At 64.2% G+C, this 24753-nt stretch carries 24 protein-coding genes and 1 tRNA gene; 14 read left to right on the top strand and 11 right to left on the bottom strand.

Annotated elements, in window-relative coordinates; genetic code table 11:
- Nucleotides 1-129: 129 nt before the first annotated feature.
- The gene (locus K1X41_RS00285; protein ID WP_133617478.1) at nucleotides 130-1167 is read right to left on the bottom strand and encodes a TerC family protein; all 1038 of its coding nucleotides are present in this window, start codon (nucleotides 1165-1167) and stop codon (nucleotides 130-132) included.
- 304 nt (nucleotides 1168-1471) lie between these two features.
- Here K1X41_RS00285 and K1X41_RS00280 point away from each other — a divergent pair, with 304 nt between their 5' ends.
- The 13 genes from K1X41_RS00280 to K1X41_RS00215 all read left to right on the top strand — a co-directional run bounded on the left by K1X41_RS00280 (nucleotide 1472) and on the right by K1X41_RS00215 (nucleotide 12036).
- A complete protein-coding gene (locus K1X41_RS00280; RefSeq protein WP_132202920.1) occupies nucleotides 1472-2275 on the top strand; it encodes a TIGR00645 family protein in 804 nt (267 codons plus the stop codon).
- Nucleotides 2276-2491: 216 nt separating this feature from the next.
- Nucleotides 2492-2573, top strand: a tRNA-Leu gene (locus K1X41_RS00275).
- Nucleotides 2574-2759: 186 nt separating this feature from the next.
- Nucleotides 2760-3125: a hypothetical protein gene (locus K1X41_RS00270; protein WP_220175041.1), complete on the top strand. Its 366-nt coding sequence runs from the start codon at nucleotides 2760-2762 to the stop codon at nucleotides 3123-3125.
- A 290-nt stretch (nucleotides 3126-3415) separates the two neighbouring features.
- Complete coding sequence (locus K1X41_RS00265; protein ID WP_243736117.1) at nucleotides 3416-3808, top strand: HNH endonuclease; 393 nt, start codon at nucleotides 3416-3418, stop codon at nucleotides 3806-3808.
- A gap of 68 nt (nucleotides 3809-3876) precedes the next feature.
- Nucleotides 3877-4002 (top strand): potassium-transporting ATPase subunit F, encoded by a 126-nt coding sequence (locus K1X41_RS16050; RefSeq protein WP_132202916.1) that lies wholly within the window; start codon nucleotides 3877-3879, stop codon nucleotides 4000-4002.
- Nucleotides 4002-5675 carry a potassium-transporting ATPase subunit KdpA gene (gene kdpA, locus K1X41_RS00255; protein ID WP_220175040.1) on the top strand — a complete coding sequence of 558 codons (1674 nt, stop codon included), beginning with the start codon at nucleotides 4002-4004 and terminating at the stop codon, nucleotides 5673-5675. Before K1X41_RS16050 ends, kdpA begins: the two co-directional genes overlap by 1 nt.
- The gene (kdpB, locus tag K1X41_RS00250) at nucleotides 5672-7816 is read left to right on the top strand and encodes a potassium-transporting ATPase subunit KdpB (protein ID WP_220175039.1); all 2145 of its coding nucleotides are present in this window, start codon (nucleotides 5672-5674) and stop codon (nucleotides 7814-7816) included. Before kdpA ends, kdpB begins: the two co-directional genes overlap by 4 nt.
- A gap of 8 nt (nucleotides 7817-7824) precedes the next feature.
- A complete protein-coding gene (gene kdpC / locus K1X41_RS00245) occupies nucleotides 7825-8463 on the top strand; it encodes a potassium-transporting ATPase subunit KdpC (RefSeq protein ID WP_220175038.1) in 639 nt (212 codons plus the stop codon).
- A gap of 91 nt (nucleotides 8464-8554) precedes the next feature.
- The gene (locus K1X41_RS15260) at nucleotides 8555-9484 is read left to right on the top strand and encodes a DUF1990 family protein (protein WP_258566587.1); all 930 of its coding nucleotides are present in this window, start codon (nucleotides 8555-8557) and stop codon (nucleotides 9482-9484) included.
- A 60-nt stretch (nucleotides 9485-9544) separates the two neighbouring features.
- Nucleotides 9545-10138 (top strand): TraR/DksA family transcriptional regulator, encoded by a 594-nt coding sequence (locus K1X41_RS15900; protein ID WP_220175037.1) that lies wholly within the window; start codon nucleotides 9545-9547, stop codon nucleotides 10136-10138.
- A gap of 24 nt (nucleotides 10139-10162) precedes the next feature.
- On the top strand, nucleotides 10163-10705 hold the full coding sequence (locus K1X41_RS00225) for an ArsR/SmtB family transcription factor (RefSeq protein ID WP_133617484.1): 543 nt from the start codon (nucleotides 10163-10165) through the stop codon (nucleotides 10703-10705).
- Nucleotides 10702-11559 (top strand): M23 family metallopeptidase, encoded by an 858-nt coding sequence (locus K1X41_RS00220; RefSeq protein WP_220175036.1) that lies wholly within the window; start codon nucleotides 10702-10704, stop codon nucleotides 11557-11559. Before K1X41_RS00225 ends, K1X41_RS00220 begins: the two co-directional genes overlap by 4 nt.
- A 66-nt stretch (nucleotides 11560-11625) precedes the next feature.
- Nucleotides 11626-12036: a hypothetical protein gene (locus tag K1X41_RS00215; RefSeq protein WP_220175035.1), complete on the top strand. Its 411-nt coding sequence runs from the start codon at nucleotides 11626-11628 to the stop codon at nucleotides 12034-12036.
- Between the two features lie 122 nt (nucleotides 12037-12158).
- On the opposite strand, the gene K1X41_RS00210 is transcribed toward K1X41_RS00215, so the two are convergent.
- The 4 genes from K1X41_RS00210 to K1X41_RS00195 all read right to left on the bottom strand — a co-directional run bounded on the left by K1X41_RS00210 (nucleotide 12159) and on the right by K1X41_RS00195 (nucleotide 15793).
- Nucleotides 12159-13097 (bottom strand): endonuclease/exonuclease/phosphatase family protein, encoded by a 939-nt coding sequence (locus tag K1X41_RS00210; RefSeq protein WP_220175034.1) that lies wholly within the window; start codon nucleotides 13095-13097, stop codon nucleotides 12159-12161.
- An 88-nt stretch (nucleotides 13098-13185) separates the two neighbouring features.
- Nucleotides 13186-13515, bottom strand: a complete 330-nt coding sequence (locus K1X41_RS00205; protein ID WP_132202902.1) for an antibiotic biosynthesis monooxygenase family protein — start codon at nucleotides 13513-13515, stop codon at nucleotides 13186-13188.
- Entirely contained in the window at nucleotides 13512-14462 is a 951-nt protein-coding gene (locus tag K1X41_RS00200; RefSeq protein WP_220175033.1) for a MerR family transcriptional regulator, read from the bottom strand. Before K1X41_RS00200 ends, K1X41_RS00205 begins: the two co-directional genes overlap by 4 nt.
- A gap of 47 nt (nucleotides 14463-14509) precedes the next feature.
- Nucleotides 14510-15793, bottom strand: a complete 1284-nt coding sequence (locus tag K1X41_RS00195) for an MFS transporter (protein ID WP_220175032.1) — start codon at nucleotides 15791-15793, stop codon at nucleotides 14510-14512.
- A gap of 374 nt (nucleotides 15794-16167) precedes the next feature.
- Here K1X41_RS00195 and mgtE point away from each other — a divergent pair, with 374 nt between their 5' ends.
- Nucleotides 16168-17526 (top strand): magnesium transporter, encoded by a 1359-nt coding sequence (mgtE, locus tag K1X41_RS00190; protein WP_132202896.1) that lies wholly within the window; start codon nucleotides 16168-16170, stop codon nucleotides 17524-17526.
- 269 nt (nucleotides 17527-17795) lie between these two features.
- Here mgtE and K1X41_RS00185 read toward each other — a convergent pair whose 3' ends face one another.
- From K1X41_RS00185 to lepB, 6 genes are all read right to left on the bottom strand, one after another.
- Nucleotides 17796-20786: an aminotransferase gene (locus tag K1X41_RS00185; protein WP_220175031.1), complete on the bottom strand. Its 2991-nt coding sequence runs from the start codon at nucleotides 20784-20786 to the stop codon at nucleotides 17796-17798.
- 133 nt (nucleotides 20787-20919) lie between these two features.
- Nucleotides 20920-21525: an RdgB/HAM1 family non-canonical purine NTP pyrophosphatase gene (gene rdgB / locus K1X41_RS00180; RefSeq protein WP_133617490.1), complete on the bottom strand. Its 606-nt coding sequence runs from the start codon at nucleotides 21523-21525 to the stop codon at nucleotides 20920-20922.
- A gap of 2 nt (nucleotides 21526-21527) precedes the next feature.
- Entirely contained in the window at nucleotides 21528-22268 is a 741-nt protein-coding gene (rph, locus tag K1X41_RS00175) for a ribonuclease PH (protein WP_132202890.1), read from the bottom strand.
- A gap of 104 nt (nucleotides 22269-22372) precedes the next feature.
- A complete protein-coding gene (gene murI / locus K1X41_RS00170) occupies nucleotides 22373-23218 on the bottom strand; it encodes a glutamate racemase (protein ID WP_133617492.1) in 846 nt (281 codons plus the stop codon).
- A 21-nt stretch (nucleotides 23219-23239) separates the two neighbouring features.
- Nucleotides 23240-23908, bottom strand: a complete 669-nt coding sequence (locus tag K1X41_RS00165) for a ribonuclease HII (protein ID WP_258566586.1) — start codon at nucleotides 23906-23908, stop codon at nucleotides 23240-23242.
- On the bottom strand, nucleotides 23901-24617 hold the full coding sequence (gene lepB, locus K1X41_RS00160) for a signal peptidase I (protein ID WP_132202886.1): 717 nt from the start codon (nucleotides 24615-24617) through the stop codon (nucleotides 23901-23903). The genes K1X41_RS00165 and lepB overlap by 8 nt, the downstream gene beginning before the upstream one ends.
- Nucleotides 24618-24753 lie beyond the last annotated feature (136 nt).

The following is a 24753-nucleotide window of genomic DNA, read 5'->3' as shown; positions in this document are numbered from 1 at the left end:
AGAACCCGTCGCGGCTATGAAGAAGAAGTCGCCGCAAACGCATGCCACAGAGTCTACCACCGGGCGGCTGAACGGCCGTCACCCCGGCACGCAGAGGCGTGCCGGGGTGACGAGGCGCTGCAGTCGCAGTTACTTCGTGTGCGGACCTTCGTGCGATTCAGCCTCGGAGGCACCCAAGTGCAGCCGCTCGCCGTGGGCCTTCGCATCCTTATTTGCCTTCATCACGCTGGCGATCGTCGCCACGCCCATCGCGAGCACAATGAACGCGAGCGACATCATGGTGCTGATCTCGGGAACCGGCACATGCTCTCCGCCGTTGATGAACGGTAGCTCGTTTTCGTGCAGCGCGTGCAGGATCAGCTTCACGCCAATGAAGGCGAGAATCGCAGCGATGCCGTACTTGAGGTAGGGCAGGCGTTCCAGCAAGCCGCCGAGCAGGAAGTAGAGCTGGCGTAGCCCCATCAACGCGAATACGTTGGCGGTGAACACGATGAACGGACTCTGCGTGATGCCGAAGATTGCGGGGATGGAGTCGAGTGCGAACAGCAGATCCGTCGCACCGAGCGAAATCAGCACGAGCAGGAACGGGGTGAACATCCGCTTGCCGTCGACTGTGGTGCGCAGCTTGCCGCCATCGTACTCGTCGCTGAACGGCAAGACCTTCTTCACCTGGCGGATGATCCAGCTATCGCCCTGATCGTCGTGGCCACCCGGCTTGATTTGCTGCCAGGCCGTCCAGATCAGCCAGGCGCCAAAGATGAAGAACACGGCGATGAAGCGCTCGATGATCGCGGCGCCGACCAGAATGAAGATGCCGCGGAACACGAGCGCGAGGACGATACCAATCATGAGCGCGCGCTGCTGGTACGCCATCGGCACCTTGAATGCCGCAAGGATCAGCACGAACACAAAGAGATTGTCGATCGAGAGGCTGTACTCGGTCAGCCAGCCAGCAAGAAATTCAGTGCCGTGCTGCACATCGCCGAGCAAGAAGATTGCGCCACCGAACAGAAGCGCGAGGAGCACATAGAAGCCCACCCAGAGGCTCGCCTCGCGCATCGACGGGACGTGGGGTCGGCGAATAATGAGCAGCAGATCGACAACGAGAATGCCCACAAGGACAACCATCGAACCGATCTCGAACCAGAGTGGAAGCACAGAGTTCACAGTTGGGGACTTCTCCTTCGATCAGCGCAGGGTGCGCAAAATACCGAAAGTCTCTCCCCGGTGCCCCACCTGAATGGCGGCCCCGCGCTCGCACCGGCTGCGCGATCTTCGCACAGCGTATTGACGATCCGAGCGAGGTGGAATACTCCCCTTCGCGAAGGTTCACTATACCCCCTCAGGCGCTCTCGTGGGCGCTGCGATAGCATGTGTCTCAGTTTTCGCCCCACCCGCATCTTTTGCGCGGCGAGGGAGCGTCGGTACCCCGACGCAGACCCGCGTCGCTCCGTCCCCCGGGAGAACATCCGTGAGTACTCAGCCGTCGACGCCGGTCCGCCGCAGCACTGAACGCGGCCCAGGCGCCGCCTCCCGCACGCTCGCGGCGTTCATATTTGCCAGCCGCTGGCTACAGGCACCCCTCTATCTCGGCCTCATTATCGCTCAGGGCGTGTACGTCGTGCTCTTCTTCGTCGAGCTGTGGCATCTGTTCGAAAATGTCATCCTCACCGGGCACATCACCGAGACCGAGGTCATGCTCAGTGTGCTGGCGCTGATCGACATCGTGATGATCGCGAACCTGCTCATCATGGTGATCATTGGCGGATACGAGACCTTCGTATCGAAGATCCGTGTCGAAGGCCACCATGACGAGCCAGAGTGGCTCTCCCACGTCAATACCAACCTGCTCAAGGTCAAACTCGCGGTGTCGATCATCTCGATCTCCTCGATCCACCTCCTCAAGACCTTCATCGAGGTCGGCCGCATGGACAATGGCATCGTGCTCGGCGCCAACGGCAAGGTTTTGTATTCCTCAGAGGGCGTGATGTGGGAGGTCGGGATCCACCTGGCGTTCATTGTCTCCGCGCTCGCGCTCGCCTGGATCGACCGTATGTCCCAGCATCACCCGGCTGTGCAGCGTGACGAGGTCACGGCAGGGGCGCTCGAGGCTGAGCTCCGGGCTTCAGCGCGCACGCCAGGTGCCGCGACGTCTGACGCACACACCACACCTACCTCCTCACCGTCCACCGCTGGCGACGGATATGTGACCGTGCGTATGCCGGCTGGGAGCGTGCTTCCCGAGGGCGCAGAAGTGGTTGATCCCCGCGCGTAGCGAGTGGCACGACGCGCGGCGCAGTGTCTCTGCGCCGCGTCTCAGCGCCGTGTCTCTGCGCCGCGTCATGCGGGCCGCGCGTCCCGCGGCGGGCAGTGCGCCCCTAAGATCCAGACTCGCGTGTCACGCCCGCTGATGCGCGAGCAGGCACACGGTAAGTGTTCCGGACCGTGCCGCGGACCCGGTAGTCTAGATCGGTGCCAACGGCACACACTCGCGCGAGTGGCGGAATTGGCAGACGCGCTGGATTTAGGTTCCAGTGTCTTCGGACGTGAGGGTTCAAGTCCCTTCTTGCGCACGCTGTACAGGGCACGGGCAGAAGCGGGAAACCACTTCTGCCCTTCTGCTGTGCGTGCACCGTATTCTGCGCCCTCAGACTTCTGCATCCTCAGACATTTCGCTCCAGCACCTCCTGAGCCTCAACGGGCACGCCCTCGCCAGGAATAGGGTGCCTCAGGGCCAGTGAACAGGTACAGCTGCAGAGGTGAGCGATGTGATCGACGACCGAGACAGGCTCCTGCACGAAATTCGCAAGGTTTCGTATTCAGAGGAACCGTTCCCCTTGATTGCTCTGGGCGCTGAGGGGCCTTGGGTGGCAACTATCTACCGCGAACAGGCCGCTGGTCCGCGCTTCGGCCGGTTCTCCGACTCCGACACTTTGGCTCGACAGTTTACGGGGGCCTCACTTGTATCAATAGCTGACGCAGTCACGGTCGGAGACCTCCGCGACCCCTCCGGGGATGGGATTCCCTATCAATTCACACGGGAGCCCGAGTTGATCGGAACCAGAGAAACGGTCCGTTGGATTGATGAGGTGTTTTCGAACTCCATGATGGAAACGTGGGGATGAGGTGGGTCACACTCCGAGAGGTCCCGGATGAAGTACACACACAACCTGGACCTGCCGGGTGGTGACCTCGGAGAAAGTCGCGGTGAGTCAGACTGTGACGCTTCGAATCGGCACGTGAGACGCTGAATAGAAACAGAGGCTCGGGTGGGTGAAACCGAAGGGGAAGCACGGTCTCTTGAAGCGTCAGACCCGGCATGCGGCGCCGAAGTCGTGGGCCGGCCGGCCGGGACTGCCCCAACCCACCGTTCCGGCTCCCCGCCACGGAGTCGTGGCCAGAGTACGGTGGGAGCGTGCCTCCTCGTCGCAAGTACTCGTCTGCCAATCAGTCCGCGGCGACCCGTGCGCGCTATGCGAAGCGGCGCCAGCGCCGTCTCGCGAAGGTCGACAACGACCTCACTGACGCGCAGTGGGAGCTCATCATGGATGCCTGGGGCGGGTGCGCCTATTGCCAGGGTGATGGCGCAGCACTGCAGCGCGACTGCGTGCAGCCCATCTCGCGCGGCGGCCGCTACACCCTGGACAACGTCGTGCCAGCCTGCGCGTCGTGCAATGCGAGTAAGCACAATGACGAGGTCACCGGCTGGCTACGTCGCAAGAAGCTCGACGAGCGAACGTTTCTGTTTCGCCACGCCACAATCCTGGAGACACTGGTACCCACGCCGGAGGCACCCGAAACGCTCTAGTGCGGCAGGCGCCCCGACGCTCCAACTCACTCCGCGCACGGCTCCACCCACCGCTGCACAAAAGGACTATGCTCAGTGGGCAGCCCTCAGGATGGAGAAAGCGTATGGGCCTCATTGACGCGTTGGCCTTAGTCATAGGCTGCGGGGTACTGCTCTACCTCGGCTACGCGCTGCTCCACCCGGATCGATTCTAATGCACTGGTTCCCCGCTGCCGCAGCCTTCCTCACCCTGGCGCTGGTTCTCGCGATCCTGTACCGCCCGCTGGGCGACTACATGGCGTGGGTCTTCACGTCGAAACAGCACTGGCGGATCGAGCAGCTGTGTTATCGCTTGGCTGGTGTGGATCCGGATCGGCACCAGTCGTGGCGCGCGTATTTCAAGTCGATCATCGCGTTCTCCGTGGTCGGCTTCATCCTGCTGTTCTTGATCCTGCGCCTGCAGCATTTGCTCCCCTATTCTCTCGGCATGCCCCCGATGAGCGCGGATCTTGCGTTCAACACGGTGGCTTCCTTCGTAGCCAACACCAATTGGCAGTCGTATTCCCCCGAACAGACAGTGGGCTACTTTGCACAAGCAGCCGGGCTCACCGTCCAGAACTTCGTGTCCACGGCCGTCAGCATGGCAGTCGCCGTCGCCCTGATTCGCGGCATTGCATCGCGCGGTGGCCGCAGTGGGCTCGGCAATTTTTGGGTGGATCTCGTGCGCGCGAACCTGCGGATCCTGCTCCCGATCTCGATCGTCGCAGCGGTGCTGCTGCTCGCGGGCGGCGTGATCCAGAATCTCACCGGTTTCACTGACATCGAATCGGTGGCCGGGCTCACGCAGACGCTCCCCGGCGGCCCGGTTGCCTCACAAGAGGCAATCAAGATGCTCGGCACGAACGGCGGCGGCTTCTTCAACGCAAACTCCGCGCACCCGTTCGAGAACCCCACGCCATGGACCAACACATTTCAGACGTTGCTCCTCCTGCTGATCCCGTTCACGATGCCCCGCACCGTCGGCACCATGGTCGGAGATCAGCGCGCTGGCTATGCGCTCCTCGCCACGATGGCAATGCTCTTTGTTCTCATTTACGTGCCCCTCACCGGCTTTGAATTCGCGGGAGCGGGCACGGCACCGGAGCTCGCTGGGGGCGCAATGGAGGGCAAAGAACAGCGCTTCGGGATCGTCGGGTCCACGCTCTTTGCCACCGCGACGACGGGCACGACCGGCGGAGCCGTGAACTCGATGCACGGCTCGTACACGGCGTTCGGCGGGCTCATGCTGATGTTCGACATGATGCTCGGCGAGGTGGCCCCCGGCGGCGCAGGATCCGGGATCTACACGATGCTCGTGCTCATGGTGATCGCCGTATTCCTCACCGCGCTGTTGCTCGGCCGCGCGCCCGTGTACCTCGGCAAGCGGCTCGGCGTGCGCGAGATGAAACTGGTGAGCATCGCGATCCTCGTGATGCCGACGCTTGCGATCGGCGGCATTGCGGTGAGTTTCGCAATTCCCTCGGTGCAGGCGGAAATCGTATCGAGTATGGGCAACGACGGCTCGCACGGGCTCTCAGAGGTCGTGTACGCATTCGTGTCCGCTGCAATCAACAATGGTTCGGCGTTTGCCGGCCTCAGCGCGAACACGCCGTTACTGAACATCGTGCTCGGTATCGTGATCCTCCTCGGCAGATTCATCCCGATCGTGCTGGTACTCGCGCTAGCCGGCTCGCTGTCACTGCAGGGCAAAGCGGAGAGCACACTCGAGCTCCCGCTGCACCGTCCGCAGTTTGTCGGGCTTCTCGTCGCCCTGATCGTGTTCATCGCGGTCCCCATGTTCGTGCCGTACCTCCTGGTTGGCCCATTTGCAGAAGGCTTCGTTCAATGATCAGCCGGATCCGCCGTCTGCTCCGCGATGAACTGCGCGGCAATACCGTCCTCTCCGCTGCCGCGTTTCGTACCGTGCTGGTCGATGCGCTTCGCAAGTTCAATCCGCGCTACCTGTGGCACAATCCGGTGCTGCTCCTCACGGAACTCGGCGCGGCGCTCACCACGCTGATTGCTCTCGTCGAGCCGTTCGTCGGCGGCGCTCGACCATCGGGAGGCACTGTGCTGCCGCCCGGCTTCACGTGGGCCCTCGCGATCGGGTTCTGGGTCTGCCTGTTCACAGCGACACTCGCCGAGTCGATCGCGGAGGGCCGCGGGCGCGCACAAACTGCCTCACTGCGTCAGGCGGCGAACAGCACCGTCGCCCGCCGCGTCCGTAGTTACGACCAGGGCAGGGACCGCGCCGCACACTCCGCCACGGTCGAACTCATCGATTCTCACGCGCTCGTGGCGGGCGACGTCGTCATCGTCGAGGCTGGCGACGTGGTTCCAGCAGACGGCGAGGTCCTCTGGGGAGCTGCTGAAATCGACGAGTCCGAGTTCACTGGTCACGCGGGGGCCGTGATCCGCGAGGCCGGCGGAGATCGCACCGCCGTGATCGGCGGGACTCGGAATCTCTCTGATCGTTTAGTCGTACGCATTCATGCGTCCTATGAGACGAGCGCGTTCGAGCGCACGATCCAGCTCGCGAGCAAGTCACGGCGACAAAAGGCGCCCATCGAAGTGGCGTTCAGTGCGCTGCTCACTTCCTTCTCGCTTTCCTTTGTGATAGTTGCGCTCACCCTCAACTCAGTCGTGTCTCCCGTGGCGCCTCCCGTCTCGATACCGGTGCTCATCGCATTGGTGGTCTGCCTGATTCCGACTGAAATCGCTGCGCTCATGTCGGTTACGGGCATCGCCGGTATGTCCCAGTTGCTGCGAAAAGGCGTGCTGGTCACCTCCGCGAAGTCGCTGGAAACTGCTGGCGAAATCACGACGGTGCTGCTCGACAAGACGGGCACCGTGACTCAGGGCAACCGCAGCGCAGTCGAGTTTCTGCCGCTGCCCGGCGTCGCACCCGAGGAGCTCGCACGCTATGCCTTGCTCTCCTCGATCGCAGATCCCACGCCGGAAGGAGCCTCCATCGTGCGACTCGCCGGTGAGCTGGGCACCGTGCTCGCTCCGTCGCCTCCGGACGCCATCCCCGTGGTATTCAGTGCGGTGTCGCGCATATCCGGCATTGATTTGTCAGACGGCACGAAGATCCGCAAGGGCGCTGCGAGCGCGGTAGCCGCTTGGCTCAAGCACCAAGGAACACAACCGCAACGACACGTGATCGATGAGCTCCACGAGCGGACGCGCGAGATTGCCAGCGCCGGTGGGACGCCGCTGATCGTCGCGGTAAAGCCGGCTGATGGTCCCGGCAGGGCACTCGGCGCCATCGACTTGCAGGATGTCGTGAAACCAACGGTGCCGAAGCGAATCCGTGCGTTGCAGGCGCTCGGAATCCGGACCGTGATGGTCACCGGCGATCACCAGCTCACCGCGAAGGCCATCAGCGAAGAAGCCGGGATCGACGAGTACGTTGGCGATTCCACTCCGGAAGACAAACTCGCGCTGATCGTGCGTGAGCAGAGCCAGGGCCACCTCGTCGCGATGAGCGGCGACGGGATCAACGACGCCCCAGCGCTTGCGCAAGCGGATATTGGCATTGCGATGAACACTGCAACGTCGGCGGCGAAGCAATCGGCGAACATGATCATCCTCGATGACGATCCCGCGCACCTCGTCGACATCATCGACGTGGGCCGCCGCCAAATGGCCACTCGCGGGGCGCTCATGACGTTCAACCTCGCGAACGACCTGGTGCGCTATCTCACACTGTTTCCCGCACTGTTCGTTGGAGTGTTCCCCGGGCTCGCCGCCCTCAACCTGCTGCAGTTGCACTCACCTGCCTCGGCGATCCTCTCAACCGTGATCTTTAGCAGCCTCGTCATGGTGATCCTGATCCCGCTCGCACTGATCGGCGTGCCCTATCGCAGCACAGAGCCTCGGGCAGACCTCACTCGCAATCTCATCGTGAACGGACTGAGCGGCCTGCTCGTCCCCATCATCGGCATCAAGCTCATTGACCTCGTCGTCAGTGCGCTGCCGGGTTACTGAGGCGCATCATGACGACACCACTCGCGCGCAGGATCGCACCCCTCTGGACAGCACTCCGGATCATGCTGATCCTGACGGTCGTGCTCGGGATCGGGTATCCATTGCTGCTGCTCGGCATCGGTCAGGGGGTATTTCCCAGCCAGGCCAACGGCTCGCTTGTGCACGCGGCGGACGGACGCGTCGCGGGGTCCGCGCTGATCGGACAGCGGTTTACCGGCGCTGACGGAGCCCCGCTCCCCGAGTACTTCCAGCCCCGGCCCTCTGCCGCCGGAGACGGTTACGATCCCACGGCATCAGCCGGCTCGAACCTCGGGCCAGAGAGTTCGGAATTGTCAGGGCAGATTCACGATCGGAAACAAGCGATCGCCGAGTTCAACGGGGTGCCAGAGGCCGCAGTGCCTCCCGATGCGCTCACGGCCTCGGGCTCCGGCCTGGATCCGCACATCAGCGCGCGCTACGCGCGCTTGCAGATGGAGCGCGTGGCCGTGGCCCGCGGACTGCCGATCGGGCAGGTCGCGGCGCTTGTTGCCGCTGCCACCGCGCCGCCGGATGCTGGCTACCTCGGGGAACCGCGGGTGAACGTGGTCGAGCTCAACCTCGCACTGGACGAACGAGATCCAGCACACGCGACTCACGCCCGGTCCTGAGTAGCTTGTTTGCCGTGCCGGGAACGGCCGCGACTGATCAACGTGACTCCAGATGCCACCCGCGCTCACGTCCGCATGCCAGACTGGCCGCATGGCACGCACGTTTTCCATCGAGACGCGCACGACGGCCCCCATCCAGGAGTTGTTCGACGTATCGCTGAGCATCGACGCCCACCTGGCGTCCACGGCGCACTCTGGCGAGCGGGCGATTGGCGGCGTAACGCACGGGTCGATCGGGCTCGGCGAAACGGTGACCTGGAGAGCACGCCACTTCGGGATCTGGTTCACGATGACCTCCCAGATCAGCAGCCTGGAGCGTCCGACACGGTTTGTTGACGAGCAACTGCGCGGCCCGTTCCGCCAGTTTCACCACGAGCACCATTTCCGTGAGGATGGTGGGGGCACGCTGATGACCGACACGCTCACCGTTGCTTCGCCGATCTGTGCTCGCCTCACCGAGCGCCTCGTGCTCGTGCCGTATCTGCGGCGCCTGATCCGGGACCGAAATCTAAGCCTGCTTGCCGCGCTCGGGGTCGAACCCGGAACCGACCCCAGTGCGCAGATTTGGCCGCGGAATCCCGGAGATCCGCGACAGCGCTACGAACGAACGGTGCGTATTGGATCGGGCGATGCGTACTGGGATCGGGTATCCCGCGCCGTGCTGCGGTGGGAGGTGAAAACGCGATCCGGCTTTCGTGTCGACGATCAACGGCCCGTGACGGTCGGCCGCCCGCTGACGATCACGGCGCGGGTCGCAGGAATCACCGTGCGTGAACCCGTGCGCGTTGCAGAAGTGGTCGATGCTCCAGATCGGGTCGGCTTCTCGTACTCCACGTTGCCCGGCCATCCGGTCTCCGGGGAAGAAGCGTTCATCGTGCATCGGGCCGGCGACGAGGTCTTCCTCACGTTGCGTTCGCTCACCGCCCCGGCAGCGTTGCAGCCGTGGCGAGCGCTGTACCCCGTACTCAGAATCGCCCAGCGTGTCGCGCGGAGGCGCTATTTCCTGGCCCTCGCTGAGTAGCTAGGTGTTCGCCCCGGTCTACGCTGGGCACCATATTGAGCCACCGGAGGGAGAGAAGCAATGCCACGAGATACCGCACAGCGTGAGGTGCTGGTGCAGGAACAAAAGTATGTGCTCGCGCGAGTCGCAAAACTCGAGGCTCAACTCGAAGCGTTGATTCGGACGCGCCGGAGTGAGTCCGATGACGACGAGCACGATCCGGAGGGTGAGACACTCTCGTCCCAGTGGTCGATGCTGGTCGGCCTCCTCGACGCTGCGCGCGAGGACGCCACGCTGGCGGAGCGCGCGCTCATGCGATTCGAAGCAGGAGACTACGGGATCTGTCAGCTCTGTGGCCAGCCCATCCCCATCGGTCAGCTTGAAGCGCGCCCGTTCCGCGAGAGCTGCGTGAGCTGCCCACGCTCTGAAACAGCAGTGACTGCTGCACGTGACTCCAGGGTGTTTCCCCCGTCTGCCATCTCCACAGCGCCTGGTACGTCCCCGTGCACCCAGTACCCGGCCCCCAGAATTGTAGTGCGAAGCACTGCTCCCGGCGCGACACCGTTGTGCGGACGCGTTGTTCACGCCCCGGCGAATTGCACAGGAACCCACGCAACGGAGCGCGGGCGAGGTGACGAGTGGGCGAGGTCTTCTCCTTGTTCCATTGTACGCTAATACGAAGTAACGTACTATCGAGTCATGAACACCGAGACTGTCGCGATACTCAACACCCTCGAGGCGCTCACCGAGCGAGTCCAGGCGTTAGAAGCTCACGCAGAGGCGAACGCACACTCCCCCAGCGACGCATCTTCCACCGTCGCCTCTGCTGATTTCTGGGCATTGCACGGCGTTGAACAGCGTCGCGCAAGCGATCCCTCCACCGCAGATGGCGTTGTCATGCTGGTCGGCTCAGTGACACTTCCGGACGGCTCCCCGGTCGCGTGGCAGGAAAGCGCAGGTACCGCGGGCCTCTTAGAGGTGGACTGGGCGAATCACGCAGCATCATTTGCCGCACTCGGCCACCCAGTGCGCATCGAGTTGCTACGCCATGTACTCTCCGGGACACACGCGACCGCTGACCTCGCGGCGATCGAGTCCCTGGGTACGACTGGGCAACTGCACCATCACCTCCGGCAGCTCATCTCCACTGGGTGGCTGAGGCAGAGCGGGCGTGGCAACTACGAAGTTCCTGCTGCACGGGTGGTCCCTCTACTCGTTGCCGTGGTGGGCGCTGCACGATGAGTCACGTACTCCTCGCCGCCTATCGGATCAGGTTCCCCTTCATCTATGCCGCGACGGTGGCGCTGATCGCAGTTGCGATTGCCGCGTTCATCCCGATGAACGACAGCGCTCGCGCAGTACGCACCGCGATCTGGGGGTGCGCTATGGGAGTCCTGATACTCGGGATCAGCATCACGATGCTGGGCGGGCGCAGGCTGCCGGATCGACGCACAATTGCCGTAACCGCGCCGGTACGGGGTCGGTGGCTCGCGCTGAATAGCCCCGCTTCTGCAGTGCCGAGCCACGGGGTTCGCACATACGGCCAGACATACGCCATTGACTTGGTCGCGGAACCGCTGGATCGAGACCGGCCCGAGTTCGCATCGGGGCCGATGATGCGCCCCGCTCCCGAGTACCCGGCATTCGGCGAACCCGTGCGCGCCATGATCGACGGCACCGTCGTGCGCGCGTCGGACTGGCGCCGGGATCACCGCGCTCGCTCGCACTGGCCAGGGTTGCTCTATCTCACTGCTGAGGGAGCCATCAGGGAGTTGGGTGGCCCGGGTTTTGTCGTGGGGAACCACGTCGTGATTCGCGGGCACGGGGAATCGCGGCAGGTGTTCGCGGTAGTCGCCCACCTCCAGCGCGGCTCAGTCACGGTGCGTGTGGGCGACACTGTACGAGCCGGAGACAAGATCGGCCGATGCGGCAACTCGGGCAATAGCACCGAGCCGCATGTCCACGCCCAGTTGATGGATCGAGCATCGGCGTGGACGGGGCAGGGTATCCCGCTTGAGTTCAGCGACATCACCGTGGGCGAGAGCGAGGAACGGATCACGGGAATGCCTCAGAATGAGCAGCACATGACCTCCTAGTTCTCAGGCAGCAGCGCGGGTGAGCCATCGGTACAGCCGGGGCCGCAAACCGCGTACGCTAAGGGGATGCCCACCCGCTATGAAGCCGCGATCCGCCTCGACATTCCCATTGACATGGCGAAGCGTCACGGCATTCCTTCTCAACTCAGTGCAGGGGAGCTGGAAGAACTCGACACGAATCCACCGGCGTGGCTCGCCCAGTCGCGTGCGAATCGCACCGGAAAGCGCGCTGTCTGGGCAACCCTGACGTGTGCCCTGTGCGGGTTCGAAGAGCACAGCCGCCCGAAGAAGTGGTGGCCCGAATTCACGGTGCTAGCGTGCGACGAGCACGACGCGAGCGAGCTCCCTGAGCCGGCGGCAGGCGCGGAGCGCAGCTACTGCTACGGCGTAGGGAGCCGCTTCTTCGGCGCGGTTGACGCGGTGCCACCAACGGACGAGCTCGACCCAGACGCCCCGCAGCTTCGACCTGCGGAGTAGCCACGCTCAGCGTGTTCGTCACCCCAGTCATCGCCGTCACGCCAGCGCGCTTCGACGACCGGGATGGAGTCAGCTGAGCCTGGCGCACCACGGTTGGAGGCCCACCAGCGACGCAGGAGTCGCTACTGCGTCAGCACAAGCTCGGCGGTCACCGCGAGGTGGTCACTCCCCCCGAGCGGAATCGTCTCCATGCTCCGAGCGTCAAAGCCGCGCTCGAGCACGTGATCGAGCCGCACGAACGGGAACGCAGCCGGCCAGCTGAAACCAAACCCGCCAGCGGTCTGGCGCGGTTCGACCAAGAGATCGGTGAGTGGCACGAACGAGCGATCATCAGTTCCAGCGTTGAAGTCGCCCAGAGCAATGATCCGGGGACTCCCATCTGCCTGGATCTGCTCGGTGAGCTGCGTGAGCATCTGATCACGCTGCTCATGGCCCTGGAGCCGGGCCGACGCGGCGTGGACCACATACACCGTGGTGTCACCGCCTGGAGTCGCGACGACGGCGCGCAGCGCTCGTTTCCATCCGAGGCCGAGATCCAGCGGCTCGGACTCCAGAATCGGGTACGTACTCCACAGCCCCACTGTGCTCGCCCGCTCTGCATATGGGTATGCTTCGAGCAACGCGGCATCGAGTGCGTCCCGTGATTCCCCGTCGATCTCCTGCAGTGCGAGCAGGTCCGGAGCGCGGTCAAGCACCGCCTGCGTCGTAGTTGCTGGATCGCCCGCTGCGCCCTGCAGGTTCTGGCTCAGCACGGTCACCGTCGCGTCAACCTCCGATGCGCTTGGCGGGTTAAGCGGCATGATCCGTGGCACGAACACGAAAGACCACACGACCACGGCCAAGAGACTCACCAAGATCCCCAACCATGCACGCCGCGCAAGCGCAGCGATCAGCAGCAGCGCGATTGGCGCCCCGAGCCAGGGCAAGATCGCCTCGAACGGAAGCGCAAGCCCAAACAGGTCAGGAAACCGGGCAGGCGCTCCCAGCGCTGCGATCAGCACTGCGGCGAGCACGGCGATGAGTACGCCGATCCGACGCCGACTCCCAGTTCTGCGTGCCATATCGATCCCCTCGTAGACGAAGTCACCGATGCTAGCAACGACTCAGCGCTGCTACCTGATTCCGGGCTGAATCGGGGGGATGACCGGCTCAGCTCTGTGCAGGAACGTGGGCGAGGCCGAGTGTGGGATCTCCGTAGACGGTATGCACCTCAGCGATCACCACACGGTAGCGCGGGATCCACTCCCCCGAACGCAGCTTCGCCACCCCGTGTGTGTCCATGCTGACGAGTTCCCGCAACGCTTCGAGGCTCTCCCAGTAGTAGACCTCGGAGTGCAGTCCGGTGTCGGAGTTATGCCACTCCTCTTCACCAAGGAACCCCGGGATCGTGCGTGCTCGCTCCGCGATTTCGGTGTTGAGCCTGTCGAAGTCTTCGTCGAGCTCTCCGGTCTCAAAGATAAATGTTGAACTGTACTTCATGCGTCGTCCTCTGGGTGTGCTGCGAGCCAGTCGAGTACCTGCTGCGCGTGGGTGTTGGGTGGGAAGATCGGGTAAAACACGTGCTCAATGACTCCGTCGCGAATGATGAGTGTGAGCCGAGCATAGAGCCGCTCGTGTCCCGGCGCCGAAAACGTGGGTAGCTGCAGCGCAGCGGCCAGTGCGAAATCTGGATCCGAGAGCATCGGAAATGGGAGCGCCAGGCGCGCAGCCACCTCGGCCTGATAGTCGGTGTCTTGGCTCGACAATCCAGTGACGCTCTGCACTCCAGCGGCACGCAGTTCCTGAAAGTGATCCCGGAAGTCACAGGCCTGGGTGGAACAGCCACGAGCGCCTGGGATCGCATCCCACCCCTCGGGCAGGTCAACGCCGGGCCGCCCAGTGAGCGGATAAAGGTAGATGACGCTGCGGCCAGCTCCCAGACGATCGAGCGCCACGGATTCGCCATCCGAATTGTGCAGAATCAGGCCAGGAACAGGCTTCCCTGGGAGGTGCGCCGCCGCACCATCATCTTCGGGCGCTGGCAGGCCGGCGGGCAGCACCGTGTAGTCGGCAGGAGCAGCGGCAGGTCGCACCTCGCGTTCGGCCGCAGTCTCGAGCCGCCGCTGTAGGGCTGTGCGGCGGGCACCGAGCTCCGTGAGCGCCCGATCCAGCTCAGCAATCGCGTCGCGGTACACAGCGAGGGAACTCACACACTCATCTCCGTGCTCGTGCCCAATCTCAAGGCACTCAATGAACGGAGCTGCGCGGCTCGGCACAATCCCGAGCTCATGCAGTTCCCGAATCTCCCGGACTGTACGCAGATCCTGCCCCGTGTACGTGCGGTACCCGTTGTTCCCGCGTTTCGGCGCAACAAGCCCGATCTGCTCGTAGTAGCGCACAGCTTTGACGGTGACTCCTGCCTGCTGCGCAAGCTCTCCAATTCTCATTCCGTACCTCCCTGTTGCAACGCTAAACCCTGACCCCGGGGGCAGAGTCAAGTCTGCCCGGGAGGTCCCGGCAACGTCGCTTCGCTGGGAGCGATCCCAGATGGCCCGATCCTGGTCACCAACGGGAGCAAAGCGATGAGGATGACGGCTGCGACAAGCGAGACGCGGAAGCCACCACTCGGGCCGAGCGCATCGATGAGCGGGCCTGCCACGGCTGGGCCGATGGCGACCCCGAACGCGAGCCCAGCAGTGGTCCACGTCAGCGCCTCGGTGAGGGCTCGAGCAGGCACGGTCTCTTCGATCAGTTTCGTCGCGAGAATCATCGTGGGTGCGAAGAATGCGCCGGCGATGAACACACTGACGGAGAGCGAGGTGACAGTTCCCACCCAGATCAGCGGCAGGGTCGTCACCGCTGTGCCGATCAGGCCGACGCGCAGCAAGAGCCGAGTTGGTCGTCTCGTGGCGACAGCACCAAATATGATCCCGGAGAGGGCGGAGCCGAGTGCGTACACAGCCAGCACCACACTCGCGGCGGCCGGGATTCCCTGCCGCTCCGCGAAGGCAACGCTCGCCACGTCGACCGTGCCGAGGATTGCACCGAGCGCGATCATCACGAGCACGATGCCCCACACGGTCCGCTCCCGCAGCACGCTCAGTGGTCCCAGCGTGATTTCATGCCTCCCTGGCCGCGGTTCGGTCTCCCGCTGAGCGATCAGCCACCCAGCCCCGATGAGCAACAGCACTCCGCCGACCAGCGGGCCCGCCTCAGGAAACAGGCCAACACTGAGGCCAATCGAAATCGGCGGCCCAATGACAAATGAAACATCATCAAGCACTGTTTCCCAGGCGAAGGCAGTGTGCAATCCCGGGGTCGCGAGCCGCGACTTGGAGCCACCGGTTGGCCTCTCGCGCACCGCACGGTCGTGTTCGCGCTGCAGGAGTCCCACCCAGCGCACTCTCACGAGTGCGGGAACGCTCGGCAGCAACCCCGCAACTGCGGCGGACACAAAGATCACGGGGAGCGGCCCATCAAGCCGGAACGTCACAAGGAGGCAGGCGAGCGCTGCACCGCTTACCATCACAGCAAGCGGAACAATCCGGCTTTGGCCAAAGCGATCCACGAGCCTGGCGACCTGCGGAGTCGCGAGGGCGGAGGACACTGCGAACACCGCCGCAAGTGCACCGGCGAACGCGTAGCTGCCGCGATCCGTCGCGACCATCGTGATCAGCCCGATCCCGATCATGGAAAGCGGCATTCGGGCAATCAGTCCGGCTGTTGTGAGCGGAATGGTGCCGCTGATACGAAACAGGGCGCGGTAACTCTGAGCCATAGCTCTCCTTCACTCAGCGGTCACTTCATGTGCCCCCACCGCGTCCCCAGATCCGGTGTCCTCGTCAGACTATCCGGACGGCGCCATCGCTGCGAGCAGCCTGCCGCTTGGACACCATGCACGTCCACTGGTAGGGTTCGGTCGGGCCAACTCTGGCCAGTTTCAGTTTTTTGAGCTTTGCGAGGTGAGCACGTGACCAGTGACAGTTGCAGTCGACAGCCGGACACCGTAGCTCCCACGCTTCTCCCCTAGCGCGAGCTCAGGCTTCACGCGGCGTCCGGCAATCACTCTTGGGCGCACAATCCGTCGTGCGTCCGGACCATTCTCTGTGCAACGTCGATTCTGACGACGCACCCCCTGCCAAGGAGCGACGCATGACCATCTCCGATATCCAGAGCACCGACGATCTCGTTGCCACCATTGCCCAGTTGTTCGCAGCCCGCGATCTCACTGCGCTCACCAACGCGCTCACGCCGGTCTCACCCGACGATCTCGTTCCCGTTTTCGAGCGGCTCAGCCGCAAGCAGCGCGCCGTCATTTACCGACTCCTTGCAAAAGATCGTGCCGCGGAGCTGTTTGAGCTGCTCGATCCCCCGCTCCAGAGTGATCTCCTCCACGGACTGCAAGACGCAGAAGTGTCCCAGCTGTTCGCCGACCTCGATCACGATGACCGACTGTGGCTGCTCGATGAGGTTCCCGCTGCACTCGCCACCCGGCTGCTCCGTGGGCTTCCGGAGCACGAACGAGTGCTCACCTCAGCGTTGCTCGGCTATCCACAAGGCAGCATCGGCCGCCGGATGTCGCTCGAGTATGTCTCCACCCGAGAGAGCTTCACTGTCGCTGAGACGATGGAGCGGGTGCGGGCTCGGCTCGCAGACGCAGAAACCGTGTATACGATTCCCGTGCTCGATGACTCGCGCCACGTCGTTGGCATCGTGAGCCTGCGTGAACTCCTGAGCGCAGCGGACGACACCCCGATCTCTCAGCTCATGAGCGCTGCGCGCATGGCATCGGCGCAGGATGACGCCGAGTTTGCGGCACGGCGCTGCGCGGATCTCGCACTGCTCGCCATGCCGATCGTCGATCGGGAGCACCGTCTCGTCGGCATGCTCACGATTGATGACGCGATCCGGATCCTGGAGCATGAGGAAAGCGAAGACGCCGCCCGCCAGGGCGGAACCGAACCATTGCGCCGGCCCTACTTGTCGACGCCAGTCGGGGCGCTCGTACGTTCACGCGTCATCTGGCTGCTCGTTCTCGCTGTCGGCGCGACACTCACTGTCCAGGTGCTCTCGGTGTTCGAGACCACAATCGCCGAGGTCACCGTGCTGGCGCTGTTCGTGCCGCTGCTGATCGGTACGGGCGGGAACACCGGAAACCAGGCAGCCACTACCGTCACGCGAGCGCTCGCGCTCGGCGATGTGAAGTCGCGCGATTTTGCGCGCGTGCTCACCCGGGAGTTGCGCACCGGTGGCATGCTCGGACTCCTCCTCGGCACCCTCGGCTTCACTATCGCCGCGATCGCCTACTCGCCTCAGATCGGCCTGGTCATTGGGCTCACGCTGCTGTGCGTGTGCACGCTTGCAGCAGCGGTTGGTGGATGTATGCCGCTGATCGCGCGGGCCGTGAAGGTCGATCCTGCAGTGTTCTCGAACCCGTTCATCTCGACCTTCGTGGACGCCTCAGGGCTGATCATCTACTTCCTCATCGCGCGCGCGATCCTCGGGCTGTAATCGACGACGCACCCCTCCGCTGCGATCCCGAGCAACGCACTCTGCGCAACGCACTCTGCGCAGTCAACGCTCAACTCAGGCGTCATGACGCTGAGGGATGCGACGTGCCGCGCAGCCTTCCCCGCCCCTCGCCGTCCTCCGGACACGTGCACCGACACGGACACGGCGAGGGAGCCGAAGCAGGCTGCAGGAGGCTGCAGGAAGACTCCGATTGGATTGCACAGGTACCGCGGTGGCGGGAACCCTGAGAGGATCCCCGCCGCCGGCAGTTACCAGCCTTCGGTGAGCACGCGGTCGAGCGCGGCAACGACAACGTCGGCGCTCTCTCCCGTGAGGCACAGCGGCGGCTTCACCTTCAGCACATTTGATCGCTCAGACGTGGTGAGCACGACGATGCCCAACTCCCTCAGCCGCTCGCAGATCGCTGCAGCTTCCTCCGTCGCCGGTTCCATCGTCTCGCGATCCCGCACGAGCTCGACGCCGAGGTACAGGCCTTCACCATGCACCGGTCCGATGATGGTGTGCGTCTCAGCGAGTCGCCGGAAGCCGTCCGCAAGCCGAGCACCAACGACGCGAGCGTTCTCCTGCAGTGCCTCATCTCGCATCGCGTCGAGCACGGCAATGCCCACCGCGCAGCTCAGCGGATTCCCTCCAGCCGACGAGAAGAACTGGCCCTGTGAGGCGAGCGCATCCGCGATCTTCTTCGAGGTGATCACACCGCCGATCGGGAAGCCGTTCCCCATAGGCTTGGCAATCGCAATGATGTCGGGCCGCACTCCCGACTGTTCGAAGCCCCAGAAGCTCGTCCCCATGCGCCCGAAGCCCACTTGCACCTCGTCGGCAATGCAGAGTCCACCCGCAGCTCGCACCCGCTGATATGCATCGGCAAGATACCCGTCAGGGAGCATCACGCCGCCCGCATTGCCGAGCACAGACTCGCAGATGAAGCCGGCGACCTCCCGGCCTTCAGCGGCGAGCAGCGCAAGATCCGCCCCAAGATCACTGGCGTAGCGCTCACCGCTCCCGCTCCCCCGGTACGTGCCGCGGAACTGGTTCGGCACGTCGGCGACGTGGACCCAGTCTGGGCGCGTCTCTGCCGCAAACGGGTTGTCATAGGCGCTCGTCGTCACCGCGTCTGAGGCCATCGTCCACCCGTGGTACGCCTCGCGGAGCGACACCACCGTGCGCCTGCCTGTCGCGGCCTGCGCGAGTCGAAGCGCGAGATCCACCGCTTCCGAACCGCTGTTGACGAGCAGCACGGTGTCCAGCTCAGAGCCTTCAGGCAGCAGCGCGAGTAGCCGCTCGCTGTACTCGGCGAGCTCGCGGAACAGGAACCGCGAGTTCGTGTTCAGGACACGGATCTGCCGGTTCACCGCGTCCGCCACTCCCGGGTGACCGTGTCCGAGCCCGGTAACGTTGTTCACCATGTCGATGTAGGCACGACCCGTCGTATCAACGAGGTGGTGGCGCCAGCCGCGTTCGATCTGCATCGGGCGCTCGTAGTATCGCTCCTGCGCACTCGCGAAAATCTCCTCGCGGCGCGCCAGCTCATCGCTCGATTCGTCCCGCTGTGCGAGACGTGGGAGACCGAGGAGATCCGCAGGATCATGGCTGAATCGCGCCCATGCTGGCACCCGGTCGGGGGCGACGAACGCGACACCGACGGCGGCTCCGGAGTCCGGCTCCCCCGCGTCCTTTCGCCGCAACCCCACCGCGAGCGAACGGGGCGCGGACGCTTCGGCGAGCACACCGATACTGTCGCCTGCGCCGAGCTCGGTGCCGACCTGCAGTGCCGGGGTCAACCCATGCAGCACGAGCATCCATCCCGAGCTGGCTTCGATCCGGAGATAGTCGGAGCCGACTGAGGCCACGCGCCCGGAGACCGGAGTCACCACGGCTGCTGGCGCTCCCGCTGGCAGCCAAAGTTCGGTATCGACCGGCCAGGTTGCTCCAGCTTCGGCCGTGTCGACCGTCGTGCGTGTGAGTCGATACACGCCGTAGGGGAACACCGCGGCCGCTGCGCCGGCGGCAAACGCAGCAGAGACGAGTGTCGCCTCTGCGTCGTCCGCACGCCAAGCGCCAGCATTGAGCGCTTCGGATTCGACCCCGGGATCCAGCACACTGACCTCGCCCGACAGATCCGGCAACAGCGCCCGCAGCGGAGCCGCGGCCGAGCGTTCGATGCCGACGCCCGGCGCAGCGATCAACTGCAGCCCGGAGCCAGCGGGCACGCCCTGGAAGCCCAGCCGTGCGAGTACCTGCTCGGTCGCTTCGGCGAGGGGCACTGCGGTAGCCGCATCAAAAATCGCTTGTTCTCCGGCCACGCGGTCACGTGCGTAGTCGTTGTCGCCATCAATCTCAAGCTGGCGCCAACCACTCGCCACGAGAATCGTCGCCCGGAGCACAATCAGCGGCCACACGGCGCGCGCCTCGGCGATCGAGAGCGGAGCTTCCCGATGGAATGCGCTGATCAGGTCGAGCAGTCGCAGCGGGCGCTCCGGTTCGTGGTGCAGCATTGACGACGCTGTGACCGCAAGCTCCGATACACGCCAACCGTATGCAAGGTCACCGAGATCCAGCACGGTGTGCGGGTGCACTCGGGAATCGTCCCCGAGGAGCCCCGTAACATTGTCGTCGGTCAGATCACCGTGAATCGCCTGCGTTGGGAGCTCAGCGGCCACCTCGGCGAGCGCTGCGTTTGCCTGTTCGGCGGCCGCGAGCACACGGGTACGCAACTCCTCGTCCGCGATGGCGGACGCAAGCGCCACAGTCTGCTCGTACGCAACCGCCATCACCCACATGTGCTCCGAGGCGAGCCCAGGGTGAGTGAGATCTGCGAGCGCGCGCACTGAGGCAGCAGCCAGAGCCCCAAATTCCTCCAGCACCACCGGTGCGAAGTAGCCGAGATCCACCATGGGTGATCCAGGAGCAAACTCACTCCTGCGCACTGCAAACCCGCCCCAGCGCTGAGTCTCAGCGCCGTCGAGGCCGGGAATCACCGAGGCCACAGGAACACCGGCTGCGCGGTACGCGACAAGCGCCGCGTGCTGTGCCTCGCGCGCGGCGTCCGTGAACACCGGATTGTCCACTCGCAGCACGCTCCGCGAGCCGTCGGACTCCCTCAGCACGAAATTACGATCCTGGTTGCTTCCGAGCTCACTCGCAACGGCCTCAATCCCGTAGCACTCCCGCGCAATCGTCGCGGCATCCGTCACTGAAACATCGGGGCGGACCAACCCGCCCAGCTGCTCTTCCGTCATCGTGAGATCTCCATCTCTGGTGTCGAAGTGAAGTGGTGCGTGTGTTGGGTACCGGCGTCGCTGGTGCGGGGTACTCGGGCTCGGGCACAGGGGCCACACAAGCCGGCGTCTGGGGTGAGACGAGGTGCAGGTCTCAGAATCGGATGCGCAGCTCCTCCGCCAAGGCCGTGAACGCGCGGGTGCGATGCGAGTGCTGGTCCTTTTCAGCGGCCGTGAGCTCAGCGGCAGACCGCGTCGAACCCTCTGGCTGGAATATGGGGTCGTAGCCGAAGCCGCCCTCGCCAGCGGCCTCCCGCAGAACGCTGCCCTTCCACACCCCGAGCTCACAGATTTCAACACCGGGAACATCGTCGGTCTGTGGGATGACGAGCGCGGCCGCGCACACGAAGCCTGCCGCCCGGTGTTCATCTGCGATGTCGCTCAGCTGCCACAGCAAGAGATCGACGTTCGCTGTGTCGCTGCGTGCGGGGCCGCCCCAGCGCGCTGAGAAGATTCCAGGGCACCCGCCGAGGATCTCCACTGCGATTCCGGAGTCATCGGCTATCGCGGGCAGGCCGGTGTGCTCCGCAGCTGCGCGTGCCTTGAGTAGCGCATTCTCCTCGAAGCTCGTGCCATTCTCAACGGGCTCCGGCCCGTCATAGCCGACGAGTTCAAGCTCGGGGACGAGCGGCGTGAGAATGCGCCGGAGCTCCGCGAGCTTGTGCGCGTTGTGTGATGCAAGGACCACAGTGTTGGCCATAATTAGCTTCCCTCCGCGAGGATGGTGCGCTGCAACTCGGCGAGCTCAGCAGTGCTGTCGACTGCAAGGTCGAGCAGCGTATTCAATTCAGCGCGAGTAAACGGCGCACCTTCGGCCGTCCCCTGGACCTCGACGAAGTCGCCGGATCCGGTCACCACAACGTTCATATCGGTGCCAGCCCGTGAATCCTCGACGTAAGCGAGATCACTCATCGCAATCTCACCCACGATGCCGACCGACACCGCTGCAACAGAATCGGTGAGCGGCTTCGCGTTCTTCGACACGTGCCCGTTCGCACGCGCCCACTCGATCGCCTCAGCGAGCGCGACATAGGCACCAGTAATCGAGGCGGTGCGTGTGCCGCCATCGGCCTGCAGCACGTCGCAGTCAATCACGATCGTGTTCTCGCCGAGCGCTTTCGTGTCAATGATCGCGCGCAGGCTCCGGCCAATCAGGCGAGAGATCTCGTGCGTGCGGCCTCCGATCTTGCCGCGTACAGACTCACGCTGCATGCGCTCGTTTGTCGAGCGGGGCAGCATGGAGTACTCAGCGGTGACCCAGCCGGTCCCTTTCCCAGCGAGCCAGCGCGGGACGCCTGGTGTGAATGATGCGGTGCACAGCACTTTCGTGGCCCCAAAGGAGATCAGGGCGCTGCCCTCTGCCTGTGCGCTCCAACCGCGTTCGATCGTCACTGGGCGCATCTGCGCCGGAGTGCGACCGTCGACTCGGGTGTTCTCGCTCATATCGGTGTGGGCCTTTCTCGAGTGAAGTGAGAGGAAAAGTTGCGGGAGGCGGCCCGTCTCCGGTTCCAGCGTAGTCGCGTCACGACCAGCCGCACAGAGGGCCGCTACAGTTCGTGCGGGAGTTGAATCGTGCCTGTCTGCACGCGGTCGACGGCCTCGATCCCGATTCCGAGCATGCGACGTGCAAGATCCACGAAGGCATCGGTGTCAGCTCCCGTCGCCTCATAGCGCAGCATCGGCTCACCGGCGCTCGCAGGTCGAAGCAGGCCCAGCTCTGTCAGGGTCTGGAACACCTCATTCGCAGTCTCGATATCACTCGAAACAAGCGCAACATCAGGGCCAACCACTTGTCGCAATGCTCCGCGTAGGAACGGATAGTGCGTGCATCCGAGCACGAGCGTGTCAATGTGTTCGGCGACCAGCGGCGCGAGATACTCAGCGGCAACACGATGTACTTCCGGGCCGCTGGTCTCACCAGCCTCGACAAGTTCAACAAAACGAGGGCACGCCGCTGCCGTCAGCGTGATCTCCGGCCGCATCGCGAAGAAGTCGTCGTACACGCGAGACTGGATGGTGCCCTGCGTCCCGATCAGCCCAACCCGGCCATTGCGGGTGATCGCCGCTGCGCTGCGCACGGTGGGCCCGATCACCTCAATCACCGGGACGGCGTAGCGTTCGCGCGCGTCGCGCAGCACGGCAGCAGAAGCGGTGTTGCACGCAATCACCAGCATCTTCACCCCCTGCTCCACGAGATCATCCAGGATCTCCAGCGCGAAGCGACGCACCTCGGCGATTGGGCGAGGGCCATACGGCGTGCGCGCGGTATCGCCCACATAGATCATTGACTCGCCCGGGAGCTGGTCTCGAATCGCACGCGCTACTGTCAGCCCACCAACGCCGGAGTCGAATACTCCGATCGGAGCTTCGGGCGAAATCGTGCGAGCGGTCATGCGAGTGGTCACCTCCTCAGCTTAGTCCTGAGCCGTGACAGGCAACTTGATCCAGGAGGTGCGATGCAGCTCAGTCAGGCCGGCCGACGCGATGCCCTCGTAGTGCGCCTTCGCACCATACCCCTTGTTCGAGGCCCAGGCATAGTCCGGGTGCTCCTCATGGGCGTCGCGCATCAGCAGATCGCGCTCCACCTTCGCGAGCACCGAGGCAGCCGCGACGCTCGCGCACGCGCGATCCGCCCCCACTCTGGTACGGACGTCGAGCGGGTGCTTCAATACAGGGGAGAGCCAATCGTGCGATCCGTCAAGGATGATGACGGCGCGCTCAACGGGCACGCCTGCGTGATGCAGCGAGAGCAGCGCGCGGCGGGCGGCAGCGGCGAGCATCGCCGTGATCCCGTGCGCGTCAATCTCCTCCGCACTGGCAAATCCAACGGCACCGGTGCCCCACTCTCGCACGAGCGGGTACAGCGCGTCGCGGCGCTTCTCACTCAGCAGTTTTGAGTCGCGCAGCCCCACAGGAAACTCCTGTGTGCCTGCGAGTACCGCGTACGCGCCAACGGCAACGGGGCCCGCGATCGCGCCGCGGCCCACCTCGTCAACGCCGATCACGAGTTCCGCCCCTGCGGCAAAGTACGCCGCTTCGACGTCGAGGGTCGGGTCTTTCGAGAGCACGTGCTCACTACTCACTGCGAGCCTGCTCGACCCCCGTGAACGTCCCCTCGGGCGTGCCAAGCCAGGTGAAGTGGTTCAGCGGCCAGTTCAGCACAAAGGCGCGGCCCACGATCTCAGAGTCGGGAACAAAACCCTTGCCCGGCTGATCCTGGTTGTAGCGCGAGTCCTTGCTCTGGTAGCGGTTATCACCCATGACCCACACCGAATCCTTCGGCACGGTCACATCAAAGTCAATCGCCGAGGCTTTCGTCTCACCGGGCGGGATCACGATGTACGGTTCGTTCAGCGGCACCCCGTTTACCATGACGCGCCCCTCAGCGTCGCAGCACTGCACGCGGTCGCCACCAATCCCGATGACACGCTTCACCACGTAGTCATCGCTGGTGTCAGCGGCAAGACCGACTGCCTGCAGCACCTTCTCGAACCCGGTGGGCGCAGTCTCAGCGCGCGGATACAGCCAGCCCCCCGGATCTTTGAACACCACGACATCGCCGCGCTGCACGTCGATGAGATCCGGAACGAGCTGATTCACGAGGATTCGATCGTTGATCTTCAGCGTCTGCTCCATCGACTGCGACGGGATGTAGAAGCTACGCACCAGAAAGGTTTTCAACAGGAACGAGACGAGGAACGCCACCACAAGGATGACGAGCAGATCGCGGAGGAAGCCCACCACTCCGCCCCTGCGGGTGCGGCCGCCGGTCGCGGTTTCAGCGTCGCTCATGTGCGCTCCTTCGTGTGTGGACGGCTCGCGTGCACGCGGTCGCCCTCAAATTGCTGAGTCAGACACTTCAGGCTCCCACACCCTGAGGGGTGGGAGCCTGAAAGTGTTACAGGCGTGTCGAAACGAGCGCCCGCGG

The organism is Leucobacter luti (genome assembly GCF_019464495.1).
In the GTDB taxonomy this organism is placed as follows: domain Bacteria; phylum Actinomycetota; class Actinomycetes; order Actinomycetales; family Microbacteriaceae; genus Leucobacter; species Leucobacter luti_A.
This window is presented reverse-complemented; position numbering and strand designations above follow the sequence as displayed.